Annotated in this window: 21 protein-coding genes; 4 read left to right on the plus strand and 17 right to left on the minus strand. The window is 39.8% G+C overall.

The window, feature by feature from the left end; all coding sequences use genetic code 11:
• Window positions 1–3 precede the first annotated feature (3 nt).
• From RGU12_RS10770 to RGU12_RS10790, 5 genes are read right to left on the minus strand one after another with little or no spacing between them, the layout of a single operon-like run.
• A complete protein-coding gene (locus RGU12_RS10770) occupies window positions 4–189 on the minus strand; it encodes a hypothetical protein (RefSeq protein ID WP_309536085.1) in 186 nt (61 codons plus the stop codon).
• Complete coding sequence (locus RGU12_RS10775) at window positions 179–706, minus strand: Rieske (2Fe-2S) protein (protein WP_309536086.1); 528 nt, start codon at window positions 704–706, stop codon at window positions 179–181. The genes RGU12_RS10770 and RGU12_RS10775 overlap by 11 nt, the downstream gene beginning before the upstream one ends.
• Window positions 707–731: 25 nt before the next feature.
• A complete protein-coding gene (locus RGU12_RS10780; protein ID WP_309536087.1) occupies window positions 732–1,289 on the minus strand; it encodes a 4Fe-4S dicluster domain-containing protein in 558 nt (185 codons plus the stop codon).
• Window positions 1,290–3,458 carry a molybdopterin oxidoreductase family protein gene (locus RGU12_RS10785; RefSeq protein ID WP_309536088.1) on the minus strand — a complete coding sequence of 723 codons (2,169 nt, stop codon included), beginning with the start codon at window positions 3,456–3,458 and terminating at the stop codon, window positions 1,290–1,292.
• The gene (locus RGU12_RS10790) at window positions 3,445–4,530 is read right to left on the minus strand and encodes a hypothetical protein (protein ID WP_309536089.1); all 1,086 of its coding nucleotides are present in this window, start codon (window positions 4,528–4,530) and stop codon (window positions 3,445–3,447) included. The genes RGU12_RS10785 and RGU12_RS10790 overlap by 14 nt, the downstream gene beginning before the upstream one ends.
• Before the next feature lie 407 nt (window positions 4,531–4,937).
• Here RGU12_RS10790 and RGU12_RS10795 point away from each other — a divergent pair, with 407 nt between their 5' ends.
• The 3 genes from RGU12_RS10795 to RGU12_RS10805 all read left to right on the plus strand — a co-directional run bounded on the left by RGU12_RS10795 (window position 4,938) and on the right by RGU12_RS10805 (window position 7,723).
• Window positions 4,938–5,606 carry a response regulator gene (locus RGU12_RS10795; RefSeq protein WP_396232326.1) on the plus strand — a complete coding sequence of 223 codons (669 nt, stop codon included), beginning with the start codon at window positions 4,938–4,940 and terminating at the stop codon, window positions 5,604–5,606.
• Window positions 5,599–6,705, plus strand: coding sequence for a PAS domain-containing sensor histidine kinase (locus RGU12_RS10800; protein ID WP_309536091.1), 1,107 nt, complete (start codon window positions 5,599–5,601; stop codon window positions 6,703–6,705). Before RGU12_RS10795 ends, RGU12_RS10800 begins: the two co-directional genes overlap by 8 nt.
• Before the next feature lie 112 nt (window positions 6,706–6,817).
• Window positions 6,818–7,723 (plus strand): nuclease-related domain-containing protein, encoded by a 906-nt coding sequence (locus RGU12_RS10805; RefSeq protein ID WP_309536092.1) that lies wholly within the window; start codon window positions 6,818–6,820, stop codon window positions 7,721–7,723.
• Between the two features lie 258 nt (window positions 7,724–7,981).
• Here the strand turns inward: RGU12_RS10805 and RGU12_RS10810 are convergent, their stop codons facing one another.
• From RGU12_RS10810 to tkt, 5 genes are all read right to left on the minus strand, one after another.
• The gene (locus tag RGU12_RS10810; protein WP_309536093.1) at window positions 7,982–8,104 is read right to left on the minus strand and encodes a hypothetical protein; all 123 of its coding nucleotides are present in this window, start codon (window positions 8,102–8,104) and stop codon (window positions 7,982–7,984) included.
• 33 nt (window positions 8,105–8,137) lie between these two features.
• Window positions 8,138–8,260 (minus strand): hypothetical protein, encoded by a 123-nt coding sequence (locus RGU12_RS10815; protein ID WP_309536094.1) that lies wholly within the window; start codon window positions 8,258–8,260, stop codon window positions 8,138–8,140.
• Window positions 8,242–8,364: a hypothetical protein gene (locus RGU12_RS10820; protein ID WP_309536095.1), complete on the minus strand. Its 123-nt coding sequence runs from the start codon at window positions 8,362–8,364 to the stop codon at window positions 8,242–8,244. The genes RGU12_RS10815 and RGU12_RS10820 overlap by 19 nt, the downstream gene beginning before the upstream one ends.
• Before the next feature lie 580 nt (window positions 8,365–8,944).
• Window positions 8,945–9,610, minus strand: a complete 666-nt coding sequence (gene fsa, locus RGU12_RS10825) for a fructose-6-phosphate aldolase (protein WP_116353508.1) — start codon at window positions 9,608–9,610, stop codon at window positions 8,945–8,947.
• Window positions 9,611–9,715: 105 nt separating this feature from the next.
• Window positions 9,716–11,725 carry a transketolase gene (gene tkt, locus RGU12_RS10830; RefSeq protein ID WP_309536096.1) on the minus strand — a complete coding sequence of 670 codons (2,010 nt, stop codon included), beginning with the start codon at window positions 11,723–11,725 and terminating at the stop codon, window positions 9,716–9,718.
• 319 nt (window positions 11,726–12,044) lie between these two features.
• On the opposite strand from tkt, the gene RGU12_RS10835 reads away from it, so the two are divergent.
• Window positions 12,045–13,211, plus strand: coding sequence for an ROK family protein (locus RGU12_RS10835; protein ID WP_309536097.1), 1,167 nt, complete (start codon window positions 12,045–12,047; stop codon window positions 13,209–13,211).
• Between the two features lie 24 nt (window positions 13,212–13,235).
• Here RGU12_RS10835 and RGU12_RS10840 read toward each other — a convergent pair whose 3' ends face one another.
• From RGU12_RS10840 to RGU12_RS10870, 7 genes are all read right to left on the minus strand, one after another.
• The gene (locus tag RGU12_RS10840; RefSeq protein WP_309536098.1) at window positions 13,236–14,021 is read right to left on the minus strand and encodes an ABC transporter permease subunit; all 786 of its coding nucleotides are present in this window, start codon (window positions 14,019–14,021) and stop codon (window positions 13,236–13,238) included.
• 17 nt (window positions 14,022–14,038) lie between these two features.
• Window positions 14,039–14,836 carry an ABC transporter permease subunit gene (locus tag RGU12_RS10845; protein WP_309536099.1) on the minus strand — a complete coding sequence of 266 codons (798 nt, stop codon included), beginning with the start codon at window positions 14,834–14,836 and terminating at the stop codon, window positions 14,039–14,041.
• Window positions 14,837–14,842: 6 nt separating this feature from the next.
• Window positions 14,843–15,727: an ABC transporter ATP-binding protein gene (locus tag RGU12_RS10850; RefSeq protein ID WP_309536100.1), complete on the minus strand. Its 885-nt coding sequence runs from the start codon at window positions 15,725–15,727 to the stop codon at window positions 14,843–14,845.
• Window positions 15,728–15,745: 18 nt separating this feature from the next.
• Entirely contained in the window at window positions 15,746–16,369 is a 624-nt protein-coding gene (locus RGU12_RS10855) for a TetR/AcrR family transcriptional regulator (protein WP_309536101.1), read from the minus strand.
• A 105-nt stretch (window positions 16,370–16,474) separates the two neighbouring features.
• Window positions 16,475–17,011, minus strand: coding sequence for an HD domain-containing protein (locus RGU12_RS10860; RefSeq protein ID WP_309536102.1), 537 nt, complete (start codon window positions 17,009–17,011; stop codon window positions 16,475–16,477).
• Window positions 17,012–17,059: 48 nt separating this feature from the next.
• On the minus strand, window positions 17,060–17,782 hold the full coding sequence (locus RGU12_RS10865) for an amino acid ABC transporter ATP-binding protein (protein WP_309536103.1): 723 nt from the start codon (window positions 17,780–17,782) through the stop codon (window positions 17,060–17,062).
• Window positions 17,779–18,435, minus strand: a complete 657-nt coding sequence (locus RGU12_RS10870; RefSeq protein ID WP_116353500.1) for an amino acid ABC transporter permease — start codon at window positions 18,433–18,435, stop codon at window positions 17,779–17,781. The genes RGU12_RS10865 and RGU12_RS10870 overlap by 4 nt, the downstream gene beginning before the upstream one ends.
• Window positions 18,436–18,495: the final 60 nt, after the last annotated feature.

Raw genomic sequence — 18,495 nt, forward strand, 5'->3', positions numbered from 1 at the left:
TTGTCACGCCTTTTTCAACTTTTTATAGACAACCCATGCGACCGGAAACAACACGATGTTTAGGCCGCAAAAGATGAGCGTATTTACATAGTTTTCATAAAAATATTGGTGTACCATTTTTTGTGTAAAAATAACATTCAAAAACAGGATGACAGAAAGGATAAGGACACCTTGATAACTACGCTTCATAACGTTTCACCCTCACTGCATAAACTGCGCCGTTCTCCACCTTCACTTGAATTTCAGGCAATGGACGTCGCGGTGGGCCTGCAGTTGGTGCACCCGTTTCTGCATCAAAAAATCCGTGGTGACAAGGACATACCATTTGCCCTTCCTCCTTCACCCAAAATACTGGGCAGCGAAGATGGGTACAGGCATTTTGATAAGCTACATATTTGTTGTCTGAAAGCCTAATTAAAATTGCATCATCATGGTCACCAGGGAAGGTAAAATTCGTTGAATCCCCTACCGCTAGCTTACTTACTTCGATAATTTTTTTATGAGCGTATTCTTTATCCCCAAGTCCCATTAATTCCTTTGCAGCCACAGCCCCCCATGGCAAAGACGAAATCGCAAACACTCCAGCAGCGCCAACCAATGTCTTCATGAAGCCACGGCGGTCAAGGCTTCGTTCATTATTGCGATTAATATTATGTGTGTAATTATCCTCATTAAAAGGGATCTTATTATTTTTATCAGACGGCATTTCCATCACTCCTTAGCCGATGTATCTAAAATAACTTCTCAATGCCCTGTAAAATTCCAGGTAAACTAATCTTGACGTTTGTTTCGCCTTCAAGTGGCATGCTTGTAACCCATTTTTCGTTGTCGAGGTTATGTTTCTGTTTTTTCGCTTCAATTTCTTCATCTGTCAGCCATTGAATCGTATTTGATGGACAAACACTTGCACACATTGGTGGAATTCCATCCTTTGATCGATCGATACAAAGGTCGCATTTGTACATTAGGTTTTGCTCTTCATCGAATTTTGGAATTCCATATGGACAAGCAATTGTACAGTTTTGACAGCCAATGCATTTTTCAACAAGCGCAGATAGTACCGCACCTGACTCATGAATTTGAATCGCTTGTGCAGGACAGCTTCTTGCACATGCTGGGTTTACACAGTGAAGGCACATAAGAGGCATGGTTTGCCTATTCACAAGTGGGTTGACGTCATACACATAGTTTCTATTACGTTGTTCATGCCCTCCACATTGTGTACAAGCCGCTAGACAAGAGCGGCACCCGATACAGTTTTCAAGTTCTAAATAAAGCCTCTTTTGCATTTACTGCACCTTCTTTACAACTAGTTTTTCAATCTGGGCAGCACATGCCTTGAATTCAGGCATTCTTGAGATCGGATCAAGCGCTGCAATTGTCAGTAGATTAATAGATTCCTCGTGACCGAAATGATATGGAACAAACACGGTATCTTTTCGGATGGCTTCTGTGATTTTTACTTTATAGATACTTTCGCCCCTTCTTGTAAAAAGGCGAACTCGTTCTTCATGCTGAATATCGTATTTTGCTGCTGTTTCTGGATGAACCTCAACATATGGCTCCGGACACATATCGTGTAGGAATGGAATCCTTCTGGTTTGATTTCCGGATAGATAGTGGTATACAACACGTCCTGTTGTTAGGCGAAGCGGATATTTCTCATCCGGTTCTTCAGCTGGTGGACGGTATGGTAATGCACATATCTTAGCCTTTCCATCTGGATGATAGAATTTTTTATCGAGGAACATATGTGGTGTTCCCTTGTCTTCTTCATCACGACAAGGCCAGAATACCCCGTCTTGCTTATCGATTTTATCCCATGTTGCCCCGTAGTAATCGGCATATCCACCCTTACTTGCAAGGCGGAATTCATCTGCAACATCTCTAGCTGTTTTTAAGTGTGAAAAATACTTTCCTCTTCCAAGACGTTCAGCAAGCTCAACTTGCATTTGCCAATCAGGCTTTGATTCACCGAGTGGTTCTTGGGCTTTATTGATTTTGATGATTCGCCCTTCGATATTTGTAACAGTCCCCTCATCTTCAGACCATGTTACAGATGGAAGTATAACATCAGCAAATTCTGCTGACTCTGATAGGTAAAAGTCCGCACACACCATGAAGTCTAGTGTTTTAAGTGCTTTTCTCACAAAGTTTAAGTTTGGTGCAGAGACTGCTGGATTTGAGCAAAGAAGATATAATCCGCGAATCGTTTTTTGCTCCATTAATTCAAACATTTCATAGGCAGAAACACCTGGTTGTGGCATTTCTTCCGGTGTAATTCCCCACACTTGGCAAACTTCTTTTACGTGTTGTGGGTTTGTTAGTTTGCGGTAACCTGGTAATAGATCCGATTTTTGACCATGCTCACGTCCACCTTGCCCATTTCCTTGACCAGTGAATGTCGCAACACCTGATTTTGGTCGACCGATTTTACCAGTGACTAAGGCCATATTTGTATAACCCGATACATTATCTACACCTTTATGCTGTTGCTCAATTCCACGAGCAAACATAACGACGGCGTTAGGTGCTTTTCCGTATACTTCTGCAGCACGGATGATTTTTTCAGGAGCCACTCCAGTGAGTTGACTCGTATATTCAGGTGTGAACTCCTTCACAAGTTCCTTCGTCTCTTCAAAGCCATTCGTGTGATTGGCGATAAATTCTTCATCCGTATACCCATTTTCAATCAGTAAATGTAAAATTCCGTTTGCTAACGCTAAATCTGTTCCTGGTTTTAGATCAAGATGTACATCCGCTCTCCTTGCTAAAGGTGTTTCACGCGGATCAGCAACAATGATGTAGCCTCCTCTTTCCTGGACGTTCCAAACGCGGAACATGGAAGTCGGATGGCACTCTGCTGTGTTACTTCCGGCAATAAATAAACAATCAGTTTCATGAATGTCAGTCCATGGAAGTGTGGATCCTCGGTCAACCCCAAAGGAACGAAGAAATCCACCGGCTGCACTCGACATACAGAAGCGTCCGTTGTAGTCAATGTAGCGAGTACCGAGTGCTACACGTGCAAACTTCCCTGTCAAATAACATTTTTCATTCGTCATGGATACGCCACTGAAGACGGATAATGAGTCCTTCCCATATTCCTCTCGCAGCTTCGTGAAATTTTTGACGATTAAATCGTATGCCTCTTCCCAGCTTGCCTCACGAAAGCCTTTCTTTGTCCCTTTTAATGAGGCATCATCACGAATGAGTGGCTTTAAGATGCGGTCCTTATGATTAGTTTGCTGGTATGCCGTAACTCCTTTCGGACACATTTTTCCAACGGTTACTGGCCAGTCATAACGCGGTTCCACTCCCACAATTTTATTTGTAGTTGTATTGACTCTCAGGTTCATTCCACACTGCATGCCGCAATAGCTACAATGTGTTTTAATTAATTTCTCATTTGGATGAATGACGTTCTCGATCTCTTTAAAAAATTTATCCCTTTGCATTCTGATTTGCCTCCTTAACTTTTACCTCGTGGGTCGGGAAGCCGGAAAATTGTGCAATCCGGTATTTTCTACGACATGGAAGGCACATTTCAGCTAAATGGTGACCTTCTTTTGTTTTAAAATGAATATCGTTCACATCAAGTACATTGATGACATCTTGTGATTGTTCAACTGAAACAAATCCAGATCCACAAACCTTACATTGTTTCGTTTCTTTTTCGGCATAATGCTCACGATAGTTCCTTGCCAACACACTCATTGGACGGAATGGAATATGAGCAAGTTTTCCAAATGGTAAGTAGATCAAAGTCATAATCACCGACCATTGGTGAATCATGGACATCACAGGCTGCCCTGTTCCATGCAAGAAAATGTTCATGTACGTTAAAAGTAAACCGGTAATACTCACGAACAAAAGCATATAAAGTGGCATCAAGTCATAGATGAATTTTTGTTCGGCTTTTGCTTGAAAGTTTTTCACACGACGGTAAAGCGCCATGCAAACCCCGGAGATTACCATTACAGCCGTAATATTTAACGCATTATAGGAAAGGTTTGCGATGATACCATCTGCAGGTACCGTCATGATTTGCATCCCCATTGCGATAATGTTGTAATAACCGTTGTCGTCCATTGTGAAGTACATCCAACCGAAGACTAGTGGAAATGTAACCAAACAAGAAAGGATACAACCCCAACCAATTAAAATGTGCTGAGTCCATCGGTAAATTCCCCTATTCCAGATGAAATTGTATGTACCTAAATGTTCAACTGATGTTTTAGGAGTTGATTTTCGAAATAAAAGTTTTACGCCTTTTTTAATGATGATCTTCGTAGGTGGTCTTTCCCCCCACGCAATGAAGCGATAAAAGAATCCACCAATAAAAACAATCGTTCCAACCATATAGCCATAAAGATTTAAATCAACATGTGTAAACATTCTTGTTCCGATAAAAGATAAAATGGCCAGCCCTACAATCGATAAAAACATGGACTTGGCAAACTTTGAAGCAAAAGCATTATTATAAGCCGGTGACTGCTTCTTTTGCACGGCAGCAGTTCTTGCCTGCATATGAACTCCTCCTCAATTCGAATCAAATGCGCCTTGGCATATTTGCGCCCAGATTTTTTAGGCCCACATGAGGTGGGTCACAAAGACGGTGCCACAGGACGTAGCGCTCTTAGTCTTTGATCCTATGCTCGAAAAGCTTCATTAAAAAATCTGTGGCATCCGCCGGAGGCTTTAACTTTATTCAGTCATGGTTTGAACATCTTCTGAATTATTTGCTTTTATTTCATTTAGCCCACCACTGTAGGAAATCTCTGCTGAATAAAGTTAACATATACTCATTGTAGAAGAACTGTGATTTAAAACATATCAGGGAACCTCCCTATCTTTGAAAGAAAAATCCCTTATTTGTAACAATTTCTTGAACTAAAAAATGGTTCGCTAACGTGGTATAATAAGAATATTGTGAAATGGGGAGGATTATTGTGGTTAAACTACTGATTGTTGACGACCATGCTGTTGTCCGTTCAGGTCTAATGATGCTGTTGAACGGTAAAAATAATATAGAAGTCATTGGGGAAGCATCTGAAGGGGACGAGGCCATTCAAAAAGCAAAGGAATTAAACCCTGATGTGATACTCATGGACTTAAGCATGCCTCACGGAAAAGACGGATTAACTGCAACACAAGAACTTCATGAGCTAATGCCACATATAGCAATATTGATTTTAACGATGCACGATGATGAGGAATACTTATTTAGAGCGATTCACGCCGGAGCATCTGGTTATATTTTAAAAAATGCGCCACATGAAGATTTGCTCGGGGCAATTGAGTCTGTTTCCTCAGGCAATGCCTACTTAACACCTTCCGCAACAAAGGTGTTAATGAGCGGCTATTTAGATCGTGTCAAAAACGGGGACAATGCGGATTCATTTGCTATCTTGTCTGAGCGTGAAAAAGAAGTACTTGAATGGATTGCCAAGGGATATTCGAATAAAGAAATTGCAGAGCATCTTGTGATTAGTGTAAAGACCGTTGAATCCCACAAAAGTAATTTAATGGAAAAGCTAGGTTTGAAAACGAGACCTGAACTTGTGAAATATGCAATGAAGAAAGGATTGCTACATTTTGAGTAAAATTGATCGACTCCAACATCAATCAGAAATTGGTGGTCCCAACGTCATTAGGCTCCTTGCTGAATTAGAAAAGCATATTGAGGATTCAAATTATCGTGAGGACGTTGAAAAATCATTGCGGCACCTTGCAGATTTAACATTTGCACTGGACGAATCCTCAATAGTAGCAATCACGGATCGACAAGGAAAAATTCAATATATTAATAATAAGTTTTGTGAAATCTCGAAGTATTCAAAGGCAGAGTTAATAGGACAGGATCACCGAATCATTAATTCCGGTCACCATGACAAGGAATTTTGGAAGGAAATGTGGCGTACGATTGGATCTGGTCATGTCTGGAAGGGTGAAATTAAGAACAAAGCGAAGGACGGCTCCTATTATTGGGTCGATACGACAATTGTTCCCATTTTATCTGAAAATGGACGCCCTAATCAATATTTAGCTGTTCGTCACGAGGTCACCGCTTTAAAAGAAACCCAAGAAGAGTTAAAAAATATGATGACGCGGGTAATCAGTATCCAAGAAGAAGAACGGAAACGGTTTTCTCGAGAACTCCATGATGGAATTGGGCAAAGTATGTTTTCATTGTTGATTCAGCTCGACCAACTGCTTAGTGAAAAACCAGATGAGCGTCTCGCACATTTACGGCAGGATGTTTCTTTTATGATGGAGGATATTCGTAGCCTAGCCTGGGAACTTCGCCCATCTGTTCTAGACGATTTAGGTGTTGTGCCTGCTTTACGAAAATATGTAGAAAACTATTCTCAGCATTATGGTATCCATGTTGATTTTGAATGTACACTAAAATCGCGTCTAGATATTCATAAGGAAACAACGATTTATCGTGTTGTCCAAGAGGCTTTAACGAATATCGCGAAATACGCAAATGTGTCGGATGCAGGTGTAAAGATTCATGAAGGCGAGACTGACGTTGTTGTAGAAGTAATAGACAACGGCCAGGGTTTTACTACCGATGAAAAAGGAAACGGTGTCGGTTTGTTTAGTATGGAAGAACGCGCGCGTGGCATCGGCGGAAGCATTACGTTGGAGTCTGTGGTTGGAAAAGGCACAAGGTTAGAGCTTATCGTGCCGAAATAAATTAGGTTTGCACTTTGATGCAGGCCTTTTTTGGTGCTTGTTTTACAGTCCCCTTTGAATCTACTACTTTTTTGAATATAATGAACTTAAATACACGAAAAGGATGTGGACTATGGTATATAAACACCGCACGAAGCCCCAGGAATTAGTTGTTTTTGAAATTCTAAACAAGCGAACCGAATTATCTAGCAAGGACAAGCAGTATTATGTAAATCTAAAAAAAGGTTATGAAGGTGAACTATTATTCGACTCGTTGACGGAAAAACTTCGATGTCACTGTTTAATATTAAATGATTTGTTACTCGAGGTGAATAATACAACATTTCAAATCGATACCTCTATTTTTATTGGTGAGAAAATTCACTTTTATGAGGTGAAAAATTTTGAAGGTGACTACTATTATGAGTCGACAAAATTATTTAAGAAACCTAAACATGAAGTAAACAATCCCTTACTTCAATTAAATCGGAGTGAATCTTTACTAAGCCAATTGCTTCGTAACCACGGATGTCCCCTACCAATTGAGGCTTCAGTCATTTTCATTAATCCTACCTTTACTCTTTACCAAGCACCCCTAAATTTACAAGCCATATTTCCCACGCAGCTCAATAATTACTTGAGGGCATTAGATACAACTCCCTCAAAAGTAAATGAAAAACAGAAAAGGATTGCTGATCTGTTAGTTTCCTTACATATCACCAAGTCTCCTTATTCTAAGGTTCCTAGCTATCAATACGAACAGCTTCGAAAAGGAATAACTTGTAAAGTGTGCGATTCATTTTCCATCGTTATTGAAGGTCGAAAATGCAAATGTGAAAAATGCGGGCATAATGAGTTGGTTGCTGACGCAGTATTACGAACCGTTCACGAATTTACAACACTCTTTCCGGATCAAAAGATTACGACGAATGTTGTTTTTGAGTGGTGTCATGGCAATCCCACAAAAAGAAAAATTCAAAAAATACTATCAAACAATTTTAAAAGTGTTGGTGTGCGCCAATGGACTTATTATGAATAAAACAAAAATATACTTCCCTGGATACGTTTAGAATAATGGTTAAGCCATCATCAAATTTGGTGATGGCTTTTTTATTTAGCCCGGCACGTGTTAAGGCACCTTTTACACTATGAGCTTTTCGAGTAATCTACAGATAGATTAGGTCATCATCAACTTGATGATGTCCGTTTTCCTGGTTCGTTAGCTGCTTTTTGAGCTTTATCAGCTCATGATAACCAGTTCTATGAATCTGCTACCGCTTTTTCGTCTTCATCCACCTTATGATAACCAGTTCCTCGAATCTACTGCCACTTTTTTGTCTTCATCCGCTCTATGATAACCAGTTCCTCGTAACAGCTGCCGCTTTTTCGTCTTCATCCACTCTATGATAACCAGTTCCATGAACCTGCTGCCTCTTTTTTGTCTTCATCCGCTCTATGACAACCAGTTCCATGAATCCGCTGCCGCTTTTTTGTCTTCATCCACTCTATGATAACCAGTTCCTCTTAACAACTGCCGCTTTTTCGTCTTCATCCACTCTATGATAACCAGTTCCATGAACCTGCTGCCTCTTTTTTGTCTTCATCAGCTCTATGATAACCAGTTCCATGAATCTGCTGCCGCTTTTTTGTCTTCATCCGCTCTATGATAACCAGTTCCATGAACCTGCTACCTCTTTTTTGTCTTCATCAGCTCTATGATAACCAGTTCCTCGAAACAGCTGCCGCTTTTTCGTCTTCATCCACTCTATGATAACCAGTTCCATGAATCTACTGTCGCTTTTTCGTCTTCATCCGCTCTATGATAACCAGTTCCATGAACCTGCTGCCGCTTTTTCGTCTTCATCCACCTTATGATAACCATTTCCTCGAAACAGCTGCCGCTTTTTCGTCTTCATCCACTCTATGATAACCAGTTCCATGAATCTGCTGCCGCTTTTTCGTCTTCATCCACTCTATGATAACCAGTTCCTCGAATCTACTGCCGCTTTTTCGTCTTCATCCACTCTATGATAACCAGTTCCATGAATCTGCTGCCGCTTTTTCGTCTTCATCCACTCTATGATAACCAGTTCCATGAACCTGCTGTCGCTTTTTTGTCTTCATCATCTCTATGATGACCGTTTCTCCAAATCATCAGCAGCATTTTTGGCTTCATAAAACTTTAATCCTCATCAACACAAAAAACCCCAATCCGCATCAAACCATAGCGAATCGGGGTTTCCAAACTTAACAAATCCAATTATTTAACAGCTTTTACCCAGTCAGCTGCGAACTTTTCTAAACCTTGGTCTGTAAGTGGGTGCTTAGTAAGTTGCTCAATTACAGAGTATGGAATCGTTGCGATGTGAGCACCAGCTAATGCTACGCGAGTAACGTGGTCTGGGTGTCTTACAGATGCAGCGATGATTTGAGCATCTAAGTTGTGAACACGGAAGAGCTCAGCAATTTTTGCTACAAGTTGTACGCCATCTTCAGAAATGTCGTCTAGACGACCTAAGAATGGAGATACATATGTTGCACCAGCGCGAGCTGCTAATAACGCTTGGTTCATAGTGAAAATGAGAGTAACGTTTGTTTTAACGCCTTTTTTAGATAGGTAACGAGTTGCTTCTAATCCAGCCACAGTCATTGGAACTTTGATTGTGATGTTTTTGTCGCCACCGTTGATTTTTAGAAGCTCTTCTGCTTCTGCAATCATGTCTTCAGCAGTTTCAGCGCTTGGAGATACTTCTGCAGATACGCTTTCTACTTCTGGCACAGCTTGAAGAATTTCAGCGATGCGGTCTTCGAATTTAACGCCTTCTTTTACAACAAGAGATGGGTTTGTTGTGACACCAGATAGTACACCCATTTTATACGCTTTTTTAATATCATCTAGGTTAGCTGTATCGATAAAAAATTTCATTTCTTTTTCCCTCCAGTAACTTTATTGTATCACAGATATTTTAAGCACATTTGACTCACCTATTCGCGAAAGGAGAGTCAAATGCAATTAGTAAAAACTACTATATTAAAGAACCTCTTTAAAGTTCTTAACTACGTTCTCAACTGTAAAGCCGTATTCTTCTAGAAGCTTGCCTGCTGGTGCAGATGCTCCGAATGTGTTGACAGCAAGAACTTTACCTTCGTCGCCAACGAATTCTTTCCAACCAAGTGGAGAAGCCATTTCGATACCAAGACGAGCCTTCACAGATTTTGGAAGAACACTTTCTTTGTACTCAGCAGACTGCTTTTCGAAGCGATCCCAGCTTGGCATACTTACTACAGATACGAAGATGCCTTCTTTTTCTAATTCTTTTTGTGCTGCAATTGCTAATGAAACTTCAGAACCTGTTGCAAGTAATAGACCCGCAACTTCTCCATTTGCTTCAGAAACAACGTAAGCACCTTTTTTAACACCTTCATATACAGCTTCCCCGTCAAGCTCTAAAGTTGGTAAACCTTGACGAGTTAATACAAGTGCTGTAGGTGTGTCAGTACTTTCAATCGCTAAGCGCCATGCTGCTGCAGTTTCTTTTGCGTCAGCTGGACGTAAGATTGAAAGACCTGGCATTGCACGTAATGCAGCTAATTGTTCAACTGGCTCATGTGTTGGGCCGTCTTCTCCAACTGCAATTGAATCATGTGTAAATACATAAGTTACAGGTAGCTTCATGAGAGCTGCAAGACGAATAGCTGGACGTAGGTAATCAGAGAATACGAAGAATGTAGCTCCGAATACTTTTACTCCGCCATGAAGTGCCATACCGTTGAGTGCAGCACCCATTGCAAATTCTCTTACTCCGAACCAGATGTTACGAGCAGCAAAGCTGTCGATTGCATAGTTCTTTTCAGAAGTGATTAACGTTTTGTTTGAACCTGCTAAGTCTGCTGAACCACCGATTAATTGTGGAATCGCAGTAGCAGCTGCATTTAATGCTTTACCTGAAGCATCACGAGTTGCAACTGAAGATCCAGCTTCGAAGTTTGGAAGTGAAGCTTCCCAGTTTTCAGGTAGTTCGCCATTTAATGCCTTTTCAAATTGCTTCGCTAATTCAGGGTATTCTTTTTTATATTCTGCAAATACTTCATTCCATACACTTTCTTTTTGTTTGCCAGCTTCTACAAATTGGCTGTAGTGCTCTCTTACTTCTTCTGGAACGAAGAATGGCTCTTCATTAGTCCAGCCGTATGCTGCCTTCGTTAAAGCAACTTCATCTTTACCCAGTGGAGCACCGTGTGATGCAGATTTTCCTCCTTTATTTGGAGAACCGAAACCAATTGTTGTTTTAACTTCAATTAACGTTGGACGGTTTAAATCCGCTTTTGCTTCTTGTAAAGCTTTTTGAATTTCATCCATATCATTTCCGTTTTCAACACGGATTACTTGCCATCCGTAAGCTTTAAAACGATCTTCAACACTTTCAGAGAAAGAAAGGTTTAAATCACCATCTAATGAAATGTCGTTAGAATCGTACATTACGACAAGACGGCCTAATTTTAAATGACCAGCAAGTGAAGCTGCTTCTGCAGAAACACCTTCCATAAGGTCACCGTCACCACAAATGGCATATGTAAAGTGGTTAACGATTTCATAATTGTCTTTGTTATATGTTTCAGCTAGATGTCTTTCAGCCATTGCCATACCAACAGCCATTGCAATACCTTGTCCTAGTGGACCGGTAGTTGCTTCAACACCAGGAGTATGTCCAAACTCAGGATGTCCTGGAGTTCTGCTTCCCCATTGACGGAAGTTCTTTAAGTCTTCCATTGTTACGTCATAACCAAATAAATGTAATAAACTATATAAAAGCATGGAACCATGTCCAGCTGATAAAACAAAGCGATCACGGTTGAACCAGTTTGGATTCTCAGGGTTGTGATTCATTTCTTTTGCCCATAGAGTGTAAGCCATTGGTGCAGCACCCATTGGCATACCTGGATGTCCAGAATTTGCTTTCTCTACACCATCAATGGATAGCGTACGAATTGTGTTAATTGCTAACAAATCTAGTTCTTTGTTATTTAAAGCTGTCTTCATTTAACCACACTCCTAAACTATTAAAATAATAATTCTATATTGTTATACCCTACCTAAAAAATCCAATCTTTTCAATCTTAAAAATAAGATGTATAATTAATTCGTTCACTAAACAAATTATAACATTAATAATGTACCACCCTTATCTTTATTCGTCAATTATCTAAGTAGAAACAATTAATTCAAATCTAACTTTTGTCTTGTGAAAGCGTCATCAAAATAAACACACATATTGCTTATAATTATGTGTAACTTAATGATGAAATCTTCTTTTAAAGAACGTTAATTAGTTGTACTTACTTGCAAATGGGGGATTTGTATGATTACCGGAGATGCAGCATATATAAAAAAAATAAATCGTTCGCTTATTCTAGAAAAAATAGTCGAAGAAGGTATGATCTCAAGGGCTGACATTTCCAAAGCTACAGCACTTACTAGGGCGACAGTCTCTGCACAGGTTGCTGACTTACTAGATGAAGACTTAATTATCGAAACGCAGCTTGAGCATAATAGTGTTGGGAGAAAGCCCATTATGCTTTCATTAAACGCGAATGCAGGCTATGCGCTTGGAATTGATGTGGATTACGGACAAATCTCCTTTACCATTTCAGACCTGCTTGGAAAGCCTATCTTTGAAAAAACTACGGATTGCACTAGTCTTGACTATGACTACATTCTGCAAATTTTAATTGAACAAATTAATTTATTGGATAAAGAGTTCAATGATAACCGTTACGGCATTATCGGTGTCGTCATTGCCATTCATGGGCTTGTAGGAAAGGATGAAAAAATTCATTTTGTACCTCGCTTCAAGTGGCGGTCCGTCGATTTAAAGGCAGACCTTGAAAAAGCGTGTAGCCTCAACATTCAAATTGAAAATAACGCAAATATGTCTGCTTTTGCCGAAAGGGTCTTTCACCATCATGAAACCAACAGCCTTCTGTGTACCACGATTTATTCTGGAATTGGGCTTGGAATGATTGTGGACAATCATTTTTTCAGGGGAAATGATGGCTTCGCTGGTGAAATCGGTCATATGATTATCGTCCCACATGGGAGACCTTGTCCTTGTGGCAACGAAGGCTGTTGGGAACAATATGCTTCAGAATCTGTCTTCCTTGACCTTATAAAAGCTGAAAAAGAACTTTCTTCTTTTTCATACGATGATTTGCAAAGGCTAGTTGAGGAAGGCGACGAGGACATCAGTGAACGTCTTGAGCAATTTATCTTCTACCTATCGATTGGTTTAAATAACATGATTAATATGTACAACCCGGATACAATTGTTCTTGATGGTGAAATCCTGCGTCTTTTCCCGGACTCCATCAAACAAATAGAAGAACACCTAAACTCTTCTATTATTCATTATCGCCAATTATCGGTCTCAACCTTTGGAAAGAAAGCCGTACAAATGGGTGCGTGTGCCCTAGCTATTAAGCGCTTTTTAGGCGTACCGATGATCAATCTTACTTATAAAGATGCGTAAAAGGAGCTTAAAAAAGCTCCTTTTTTAAACGTTCAAATCTCTCTTTTTATAAAAAACAAACGTAACTATTGTGAGAATGGCGATTAAGCTAAGGGAAATAATCACAAACACTGCTTCAAACCCATCCCCGGTCAACATATCTTTCGCAGCAAAATACTTAAATGGCACGATGTATGAAAGGTTTTCCAGTTTCTCACTTAAATCAATCACAATCGACAAAATAAAGGTCAGCAGTAAGATCCCCGTTGCAATCGGTGCTGCACTCCGCGTATTACGAATAATTGACGCTAGAGCAGAGCCAATCATTAAAAATAAAACCTGTAAAATGAACATTCCACCCATCAACATGAATATGTCCGCAATTTCATTATGCATTTCGAATATAAGGATCGTCGCAACAGTTGTAACAACATTAAAAACGACGAGGTTAAAAATTCCGGCCGTGAGTTTCATCGAAATGACCTTCGTTCGAGTAATTGGTTTTACAAATAGAAATTCAAAGGTTTTGTCTCTCTCTTCTTTTGCAATGATTGACGAGCCCATCATTGCCCCGTGGATAGTGGCCATCAATAGCAAATATACATATAAAATTGAAAAATACCCAATCAGAGTCGATACATCTAGCGTCCCAGTCCCCATCAGCGCCTGCAACGCTTTTGGCATCGACTCAATTAACTCATTCAAGGATTGACCTGAAGTAGAAAGGCTCGAGTATTTCGTCTTCCCCATCAAAATAAGCATGACAATGCCAACGCTCCAAATAATAAGGGACTTACGGTACGCCTTCAATTCCCTTAAGAATACATTCATTGTAAAAACCTCCCCCCTCAAACAGAATGAATATCCTTTTTCGTATAGTAGAAAAAGCTTGCAATGGTTGCAAATAGCACGATACCTAGTCCTGCTAATAAAAACGCTCCCTCATAACTTGTGTGCTCCATTATATAGGAGGAATCAAAGTATTTAAAAGGAGACAAATACCGTTTTAACTCATCTCCACCTGTTGAACTAAGCATGCCAATAATAAAAAATGCAAAAACCGTCCCTAACGAAACCGAGAGAACCGATTTGATCTTAGGAAGGAATACCGACAGGAAAATTCCAATCCCTAGAAAAATAACTTGCAATAATAACAAGGATAGGGAAATTAGAAAAAATGCTTTTATGCTATAGTCATCCGTCGCAACAACAGCTACCACAAGCCATGCGGCAACTATAAATACAAGGCTTGTAAACAAAATGGATGTGAATGCTGCTATCATTTTTGCTGTTAAAATGGCTTTTCGAGTAATTGGCTTTGTTAGCAAGAAATCAGCTGTCTTCTCTCTTACTTCCTTCGAGACGATTGCCGTACCAAAATTCATTGCTTGGATTGCCCCGCATAGACTGATATACACAAACACATAGGAGTAGAATCCAAGAACAGACCCAAAGGTTTCCATCTGGAGTCCTAATGCTTGTTTCATTGCGTCAGGAAAACCATCTAACACCTTTTGATACTCCTCAATGTCCTTTGCAATCGTCGGAAACATGGACATGAACAATGCCATCACCCCGACTAGTGACAATGTCCAAATGATGGTCGTTTTTCGATAGGCCCTTACTTCATGAAAAAAGACATTCATAACGGTTTAGGCCTCCTTCTCGTAATAATGCATGAAGATCTCTTCGAGGTCTGGCTCCGTAACAGATAAGTTGGTAATCTCGATTCTAGCGATTTTCTCCATCACTGTATTGATATCACCCTTGAACAGGAAGCTTACTTCCTTGTTATTCACTTCTAAATTATTCACACCAAGAATGGAAAAATAGCTCTTATCTATTGGATGTGCCGTTTCAACTGTAAATCTCTTAAAATTGTTATCTTTTAATGTACTTATCTTCTCAACCGTTATGATTTTTCCTTCTTTAATAATAGCCACTCGATCGCATAGACGTTGAACCTCACTCAAAATATGAGAGGAGAAAAGAATCGTCACGCCTTTTTTATTTTCTTCCTCAAGCAAGTCAAAAAAGCGCTGTTGCATCAATGGGTCAAGCCCACTTGTCGGTTCATCAAGAATCACAAGCTTTGGTTCGTGTAGCAGCCCCTGAACGATCCCTACCTTTTTCTTGTTTCCTAGAGATAAATCATCAATTTTACGATTTAGGTCGAGCTCCATGATCTCTGCCAGCTCTTTCATTCGCTTCGTACAATCTTTTTTATAAAAACTGGCAGAATACTTGAGCAAATCCTTCACTTTCATATTGTCATAGTAAAAAACTTCTGATGGTAAATAGCCTATTTCCTTTTTAATTTCTGATGAGAATTGGATTGAATCCTTTCCAAAAATTTTAGCACTCCCACTTGTTGGATAAATGAGTGATAGCATGGTGCGGATCGTTGTCGATTTACCAGCGCCATTCGGTCCGATAAATCCGAAAATCTCCCCTTCCTCAACATGAAAGCTAATATCCTCGATACCGCGAGCTTTTCCATACATCTTTGTTAGGTTCTGAAGTTCAATCACATTCATTACTGACCACTCCCAACATTATTTGTAAAATGCTAGTTTTAGCATTTCGATATATTCGTCCATTTCTTTAATCAGGTCTTCACTATTTAATTGGTCTAAAGGTATAGCCTTTGTTTGCTCTTGCTTTTGGTACCCAAAGGCTTCAAGTGACCAAAAAATAATATTCATCGCTTTTTGAACATCGATTCCTTCCTTAAATTTTGAAACATCAATCGAATTAGCCAACCTGGTGTAACTACTCTTTAGGACATCCTTGTTCCTTTTTTCTAGTTCTATTTTGATTTCAGGTGAATCTTCTTCAAAGGCAAGCCTAACAAAGTTGAACATCTCTGGGTGTTTTTTCATTAGTTCAAATTTAATCAATGTTATGCTGCGGTATTTGTTAAAAATATCAGGTTCATCTAGGTCAATATTTGCAAATAAGTCATTGACCATTACCTCTAAATAATAGTCATATAAAAACAAATAGAGTTCTTTTTTATTTTTAAAGTAATGAAACAACAGCCCCTTCGAAATACCAGCTTGCTTCACAATCTCATTTGTGGATGCATTTACATAGTTTTTTTCGGCAAACTCTTTTGTGGCTGCATTTAAGATTCGTTCCTGTTTTTCTTGATCTAAGTTGAAAAACTTTGAATACATAGTAAAACCTCCACTTAACATTGACCAATTCGGTCAATCCCATTATATTCCTAAATGACCACATTGGTCAACAATAAAAAAGCCCCAAAGTCACCCTTTGAGACATTAACCAAACAATATATCGACTTCTTTTTTTAGCTCTTCTATCAATGGAAAAATGGAGGCATGGCCTAGGCTCTCGACGATGTTTCGGTAATACCATTCTTGTTTTTCCTTGCCGCGACTAAATCTTTGCCAAACTTGATCGCCCTTTTCTTCGTAATCGTGGATAATGGACCGGATATTATGAAGTTTATCAGCACATACGACGGTTCGAGTGTCTTCTGAAGCCGTCCGTAGGAATGATATAGTATGCTCTTTTCTTGCTTCCCACGGTAGAGATTTATCGGGCTCTGAACAACCTTCCACAAGTGTTGCAACTTCGTCACCGAAATCGTCTCTTATATCTTCTAAAGTAAGCTCAGTATCCTCCACTGTATCGTGTAGGATTCCAGCCGCTATCAGTTCCTCACGTGCATTTACTTTCATTAAAATCAAACCGACACTAAGCGGATGTGTGATGTATGGAATATTGGTTAGCTTTCGATATTGTCCATCATGTGCCTTACTTGCAACCACAATCGCTTTTTCAATCATTTCCATTTTTTAGCCTCCCTATCAAAGAAGTACCTGACACACCGTGTGCCAGGGTTAAAGTATTTTACTTAAAAATGCTTTTGTACGAACATGCTGAGGATTTTCGAACAGTTCTTTTGGTTTGTTTTCCTCCACGATATAGCCATCGTCCATGAAGAGGACACGGTCACCAACCTCACGCGCAAAACCCATTTCGTGGGTTACGACAACCATGGTCATTCCCTCTCGCGCCAACTGCTTCATAACCTCCAAAACCTCTCCAACCATTTCCGGATCAAGAGCAGAGGTCGGTTCATCAAAAAGCATAATTTTCGGCTCCATTGCAAGTGCTCTTGCAATCGCCACACGCTGTTTTTGTCCGCCGGACAAGGAGTCTGGATAGGCATCTGCTTTTTCAGCAAGACCTACCTTTTTTAAAAGTTCCATCCCTTTATTATATGCTTTTTCATTGGAGACCTTTTTTACCTTCAACGGAGAAAGCATGATGTTTTCCATCACCGTTTTATGAGGGAAAAGATTAAACTGCTGAAACACCATTCCGACGTCCGTTCTAATTTGGTTGATGTTTGTCTTTTTATCCGTGATATCGATTCCCTCAATATAGACATGCCCTTCATTGATGGTTTCTAATAAATTTATACAGCGTAAAAAGGTTGACTTTCCAGAACCTGAAGGTCCAATGACTACGACAACTTCCTGGGGTTCGATTTCGACCGAGATTCCTTTGAGCACCTCATTTTTCCCAAACGATTTCTTTATATTGTTTATTTTTATCATTCAGTTTTCAACCTCTTTTCTAGATAGTTTAATAGAATGGTCAATGAAAGAGTGAGAATTAAATAAATGAAAGCTGCCATTAAGTATGGCTCCCACACGCGGGCATGCTGTCCCATCATCATTCGTCCCCAATGCATGATTTCTGGAGTCGCTACTACTGAAAGAAGGGATGAGTCTTTTATGAGAATCACAAATTCATTTCCTAATGGAGGAATCATCCGCTTAAAGGCTTGCGGGATTATAACGTATCTCATGGCTTGCGCATGTGTCATACCTAAAGATCGTGCGGCTTCCATTTGTCCACGGTCAAGGGACTGAATGCCTGCTCTAAAAATTTCTGCTATGTATGCGGACGCATTTAAAGTAAGTGCAATCACACCTGCAACAATTCCGTTTGTTCCTCCTAAAAATAATGGAACAACTCCGAAGTGAACTAAAAAGATTTGAACGAGAAGTGGTGTCCCTCGGAAGAACGTCACATAACAAACAAATGGAAACGCCACCCATTTATTTCGAATCATTTTTCCAAGCCCAATAAATAAGCCTAGGATTGTCCCAAGCAAAATACCAGCAATCGATAAACCAATGGTCACTAATGTCCCTTGCCCAAAATAGGGAAGGTAGTCAATGAGAATATCAAACTTAAAATCCATGCTGCGTCCCCCTGTATGATTAAATTATAAAGTCAAAAATTGCGTAACACGTTGTGTCGT

It is taken from the genome of Ferdinandcohnia sp. QZ13 (genome assembly GCF_031324165.1).
Classification (GTDB): domain Bacteria; phylum Bacillota; class Bacilli; order Bacillales; family Bacillaceae_L; genus Ferdinandcohnia.

Coding starts and splice junctions, on each gene's coding strand:
- RGU12_RS10785 (WP_309536088.1), bottom strand. CDS start 3,458: ATGCAAAGGGATAAATTTTTTAAAGAGATCGAGAACGTCATTCATCCA.
- RGU12_RS10775 (WP_309536086.1), bottom strand. CDS start 706: ATGCCGTCTGATAAAAATAATAAGATCCCTTTTAATGAGGATAATTAC.
- RGU12_RS10805 (WP_309536092.1), top strand. CDS start 6,818: ATGGTATATAAACACCGCACGAAGCCCCAGGAATTAGTTGTTTTTGAA.
- RGU12_RS10770 (WP_309536085.1), bottom strand. CDS start 189: ATGAAGCGTAGTTATCAAGGTGTCCTTATCCTTTCTGTCATCCTGTTT.
- RGU12_RS10795 (WP_396232326.1), top strand. CDS start 4,938: ATGGGGAGGATTATTGTGGTTAAACTACTGATTGTTGACGACCATGCT.
- RGU12_RS10850 (WP_309536100.1), bottom strand. CDS start 15,727: ATGAATGTGATTGAACTTCAGAACCTAACAAAGATGTATGGAAAAGCT.
- RGU12_RS10845 (WP_309536099.1), bottom strand. CDS start 14,836: ATGAATGTCTTTTTTCATGAAGTAAGGGCCTATCGAAAAACGACCATC.
- RGU12_RS10815 (WP_309536094.1), bottom strand. CDS start 8,260: ATGGAACTGGTTATCATAGAGTGGATGAAGACGAAAAAGCGGCAGTTG.
- RGU12_RS10835 (WP_309536097.1), top strand. CDS start 12,045: ATGATTACCGGAGATGCAGCATATATAAAAAAAATAAATCGTTCGCTT.
- RGU12_RS10865 (WP_309536103.1), bottom strand. CDS start 17,782: ATGATAAAAATAAACAATATAAAGAAATCGTTTGGGAAAAATGAGGTG.
- RGU12_RS10860 (WP_309536102.1), bottom strand. CDS start 17,011: ATGGAAATGATTGAAAAAGCGATTGTGGTTGCAAGTAAGGCACATGAT.
- RGU12_RS10855 (WP_309536101.1), bottom strand. CDS start 16,369: ATGTATTCAAAGTTTTTCAACTTAGATCAAGAAAAACAGGAACGAATC.
- RGU12_RS10780 (WP_309536087.1), bottom strand. CDS start 1,289: ATGCAAAAGAGGCTTTATTTAGAACTTGAAAACTGTATCGGGTGCCGC.
- RGU12_RS10820 (WP_309536095.1), bottom strand. CDS start 8,364: ATGGAACTGGTTATCATAGAGCGGATGAAGACAAAAAAGCGGCAGCAG.
- RGU12_RS10790 (WP_309536089.1), bottom strand. CDS start 4,530: ATGCAGGCAAGAACTGCTGCCGTGCAAAAGAAGCAGTCACCGGCTTAT.
- RGU12_RS10870 (WP_116353500.1), bottom strand. CDS start 18,435: ATGGATTTTAAGTTTGATATTCTCATTGACTACCTTCCCTATTTTGGG.
- RGU12_RS10810 (WP_309536093.1), bottom strand. CDS start 8,104: ATGGAACTGGTTATCATAGAGTGGATGAAGACGAAAAAGCGGCAGCTG.
- fsa (WP_116353508.1), bottom strand. CDS start 9,610: ATGAAATTTTTTATCGATACAGCTAACCTAGATGATATTAAAAAAGCG.
- RGU12_RS10840 (WP_309536098.1), bottom strand. CDS start 14,021: ATGAATGTATTCTTAAGGGAATTGAAGGCGTACCGTAAGTCCCTTATT.
- tkt (WP_309536096.1), bottom strand. CDS start 11,725: ATGAAGACAGCTTTAAATAACAAAGAACTAGATTTGTTAGCAATTAAC.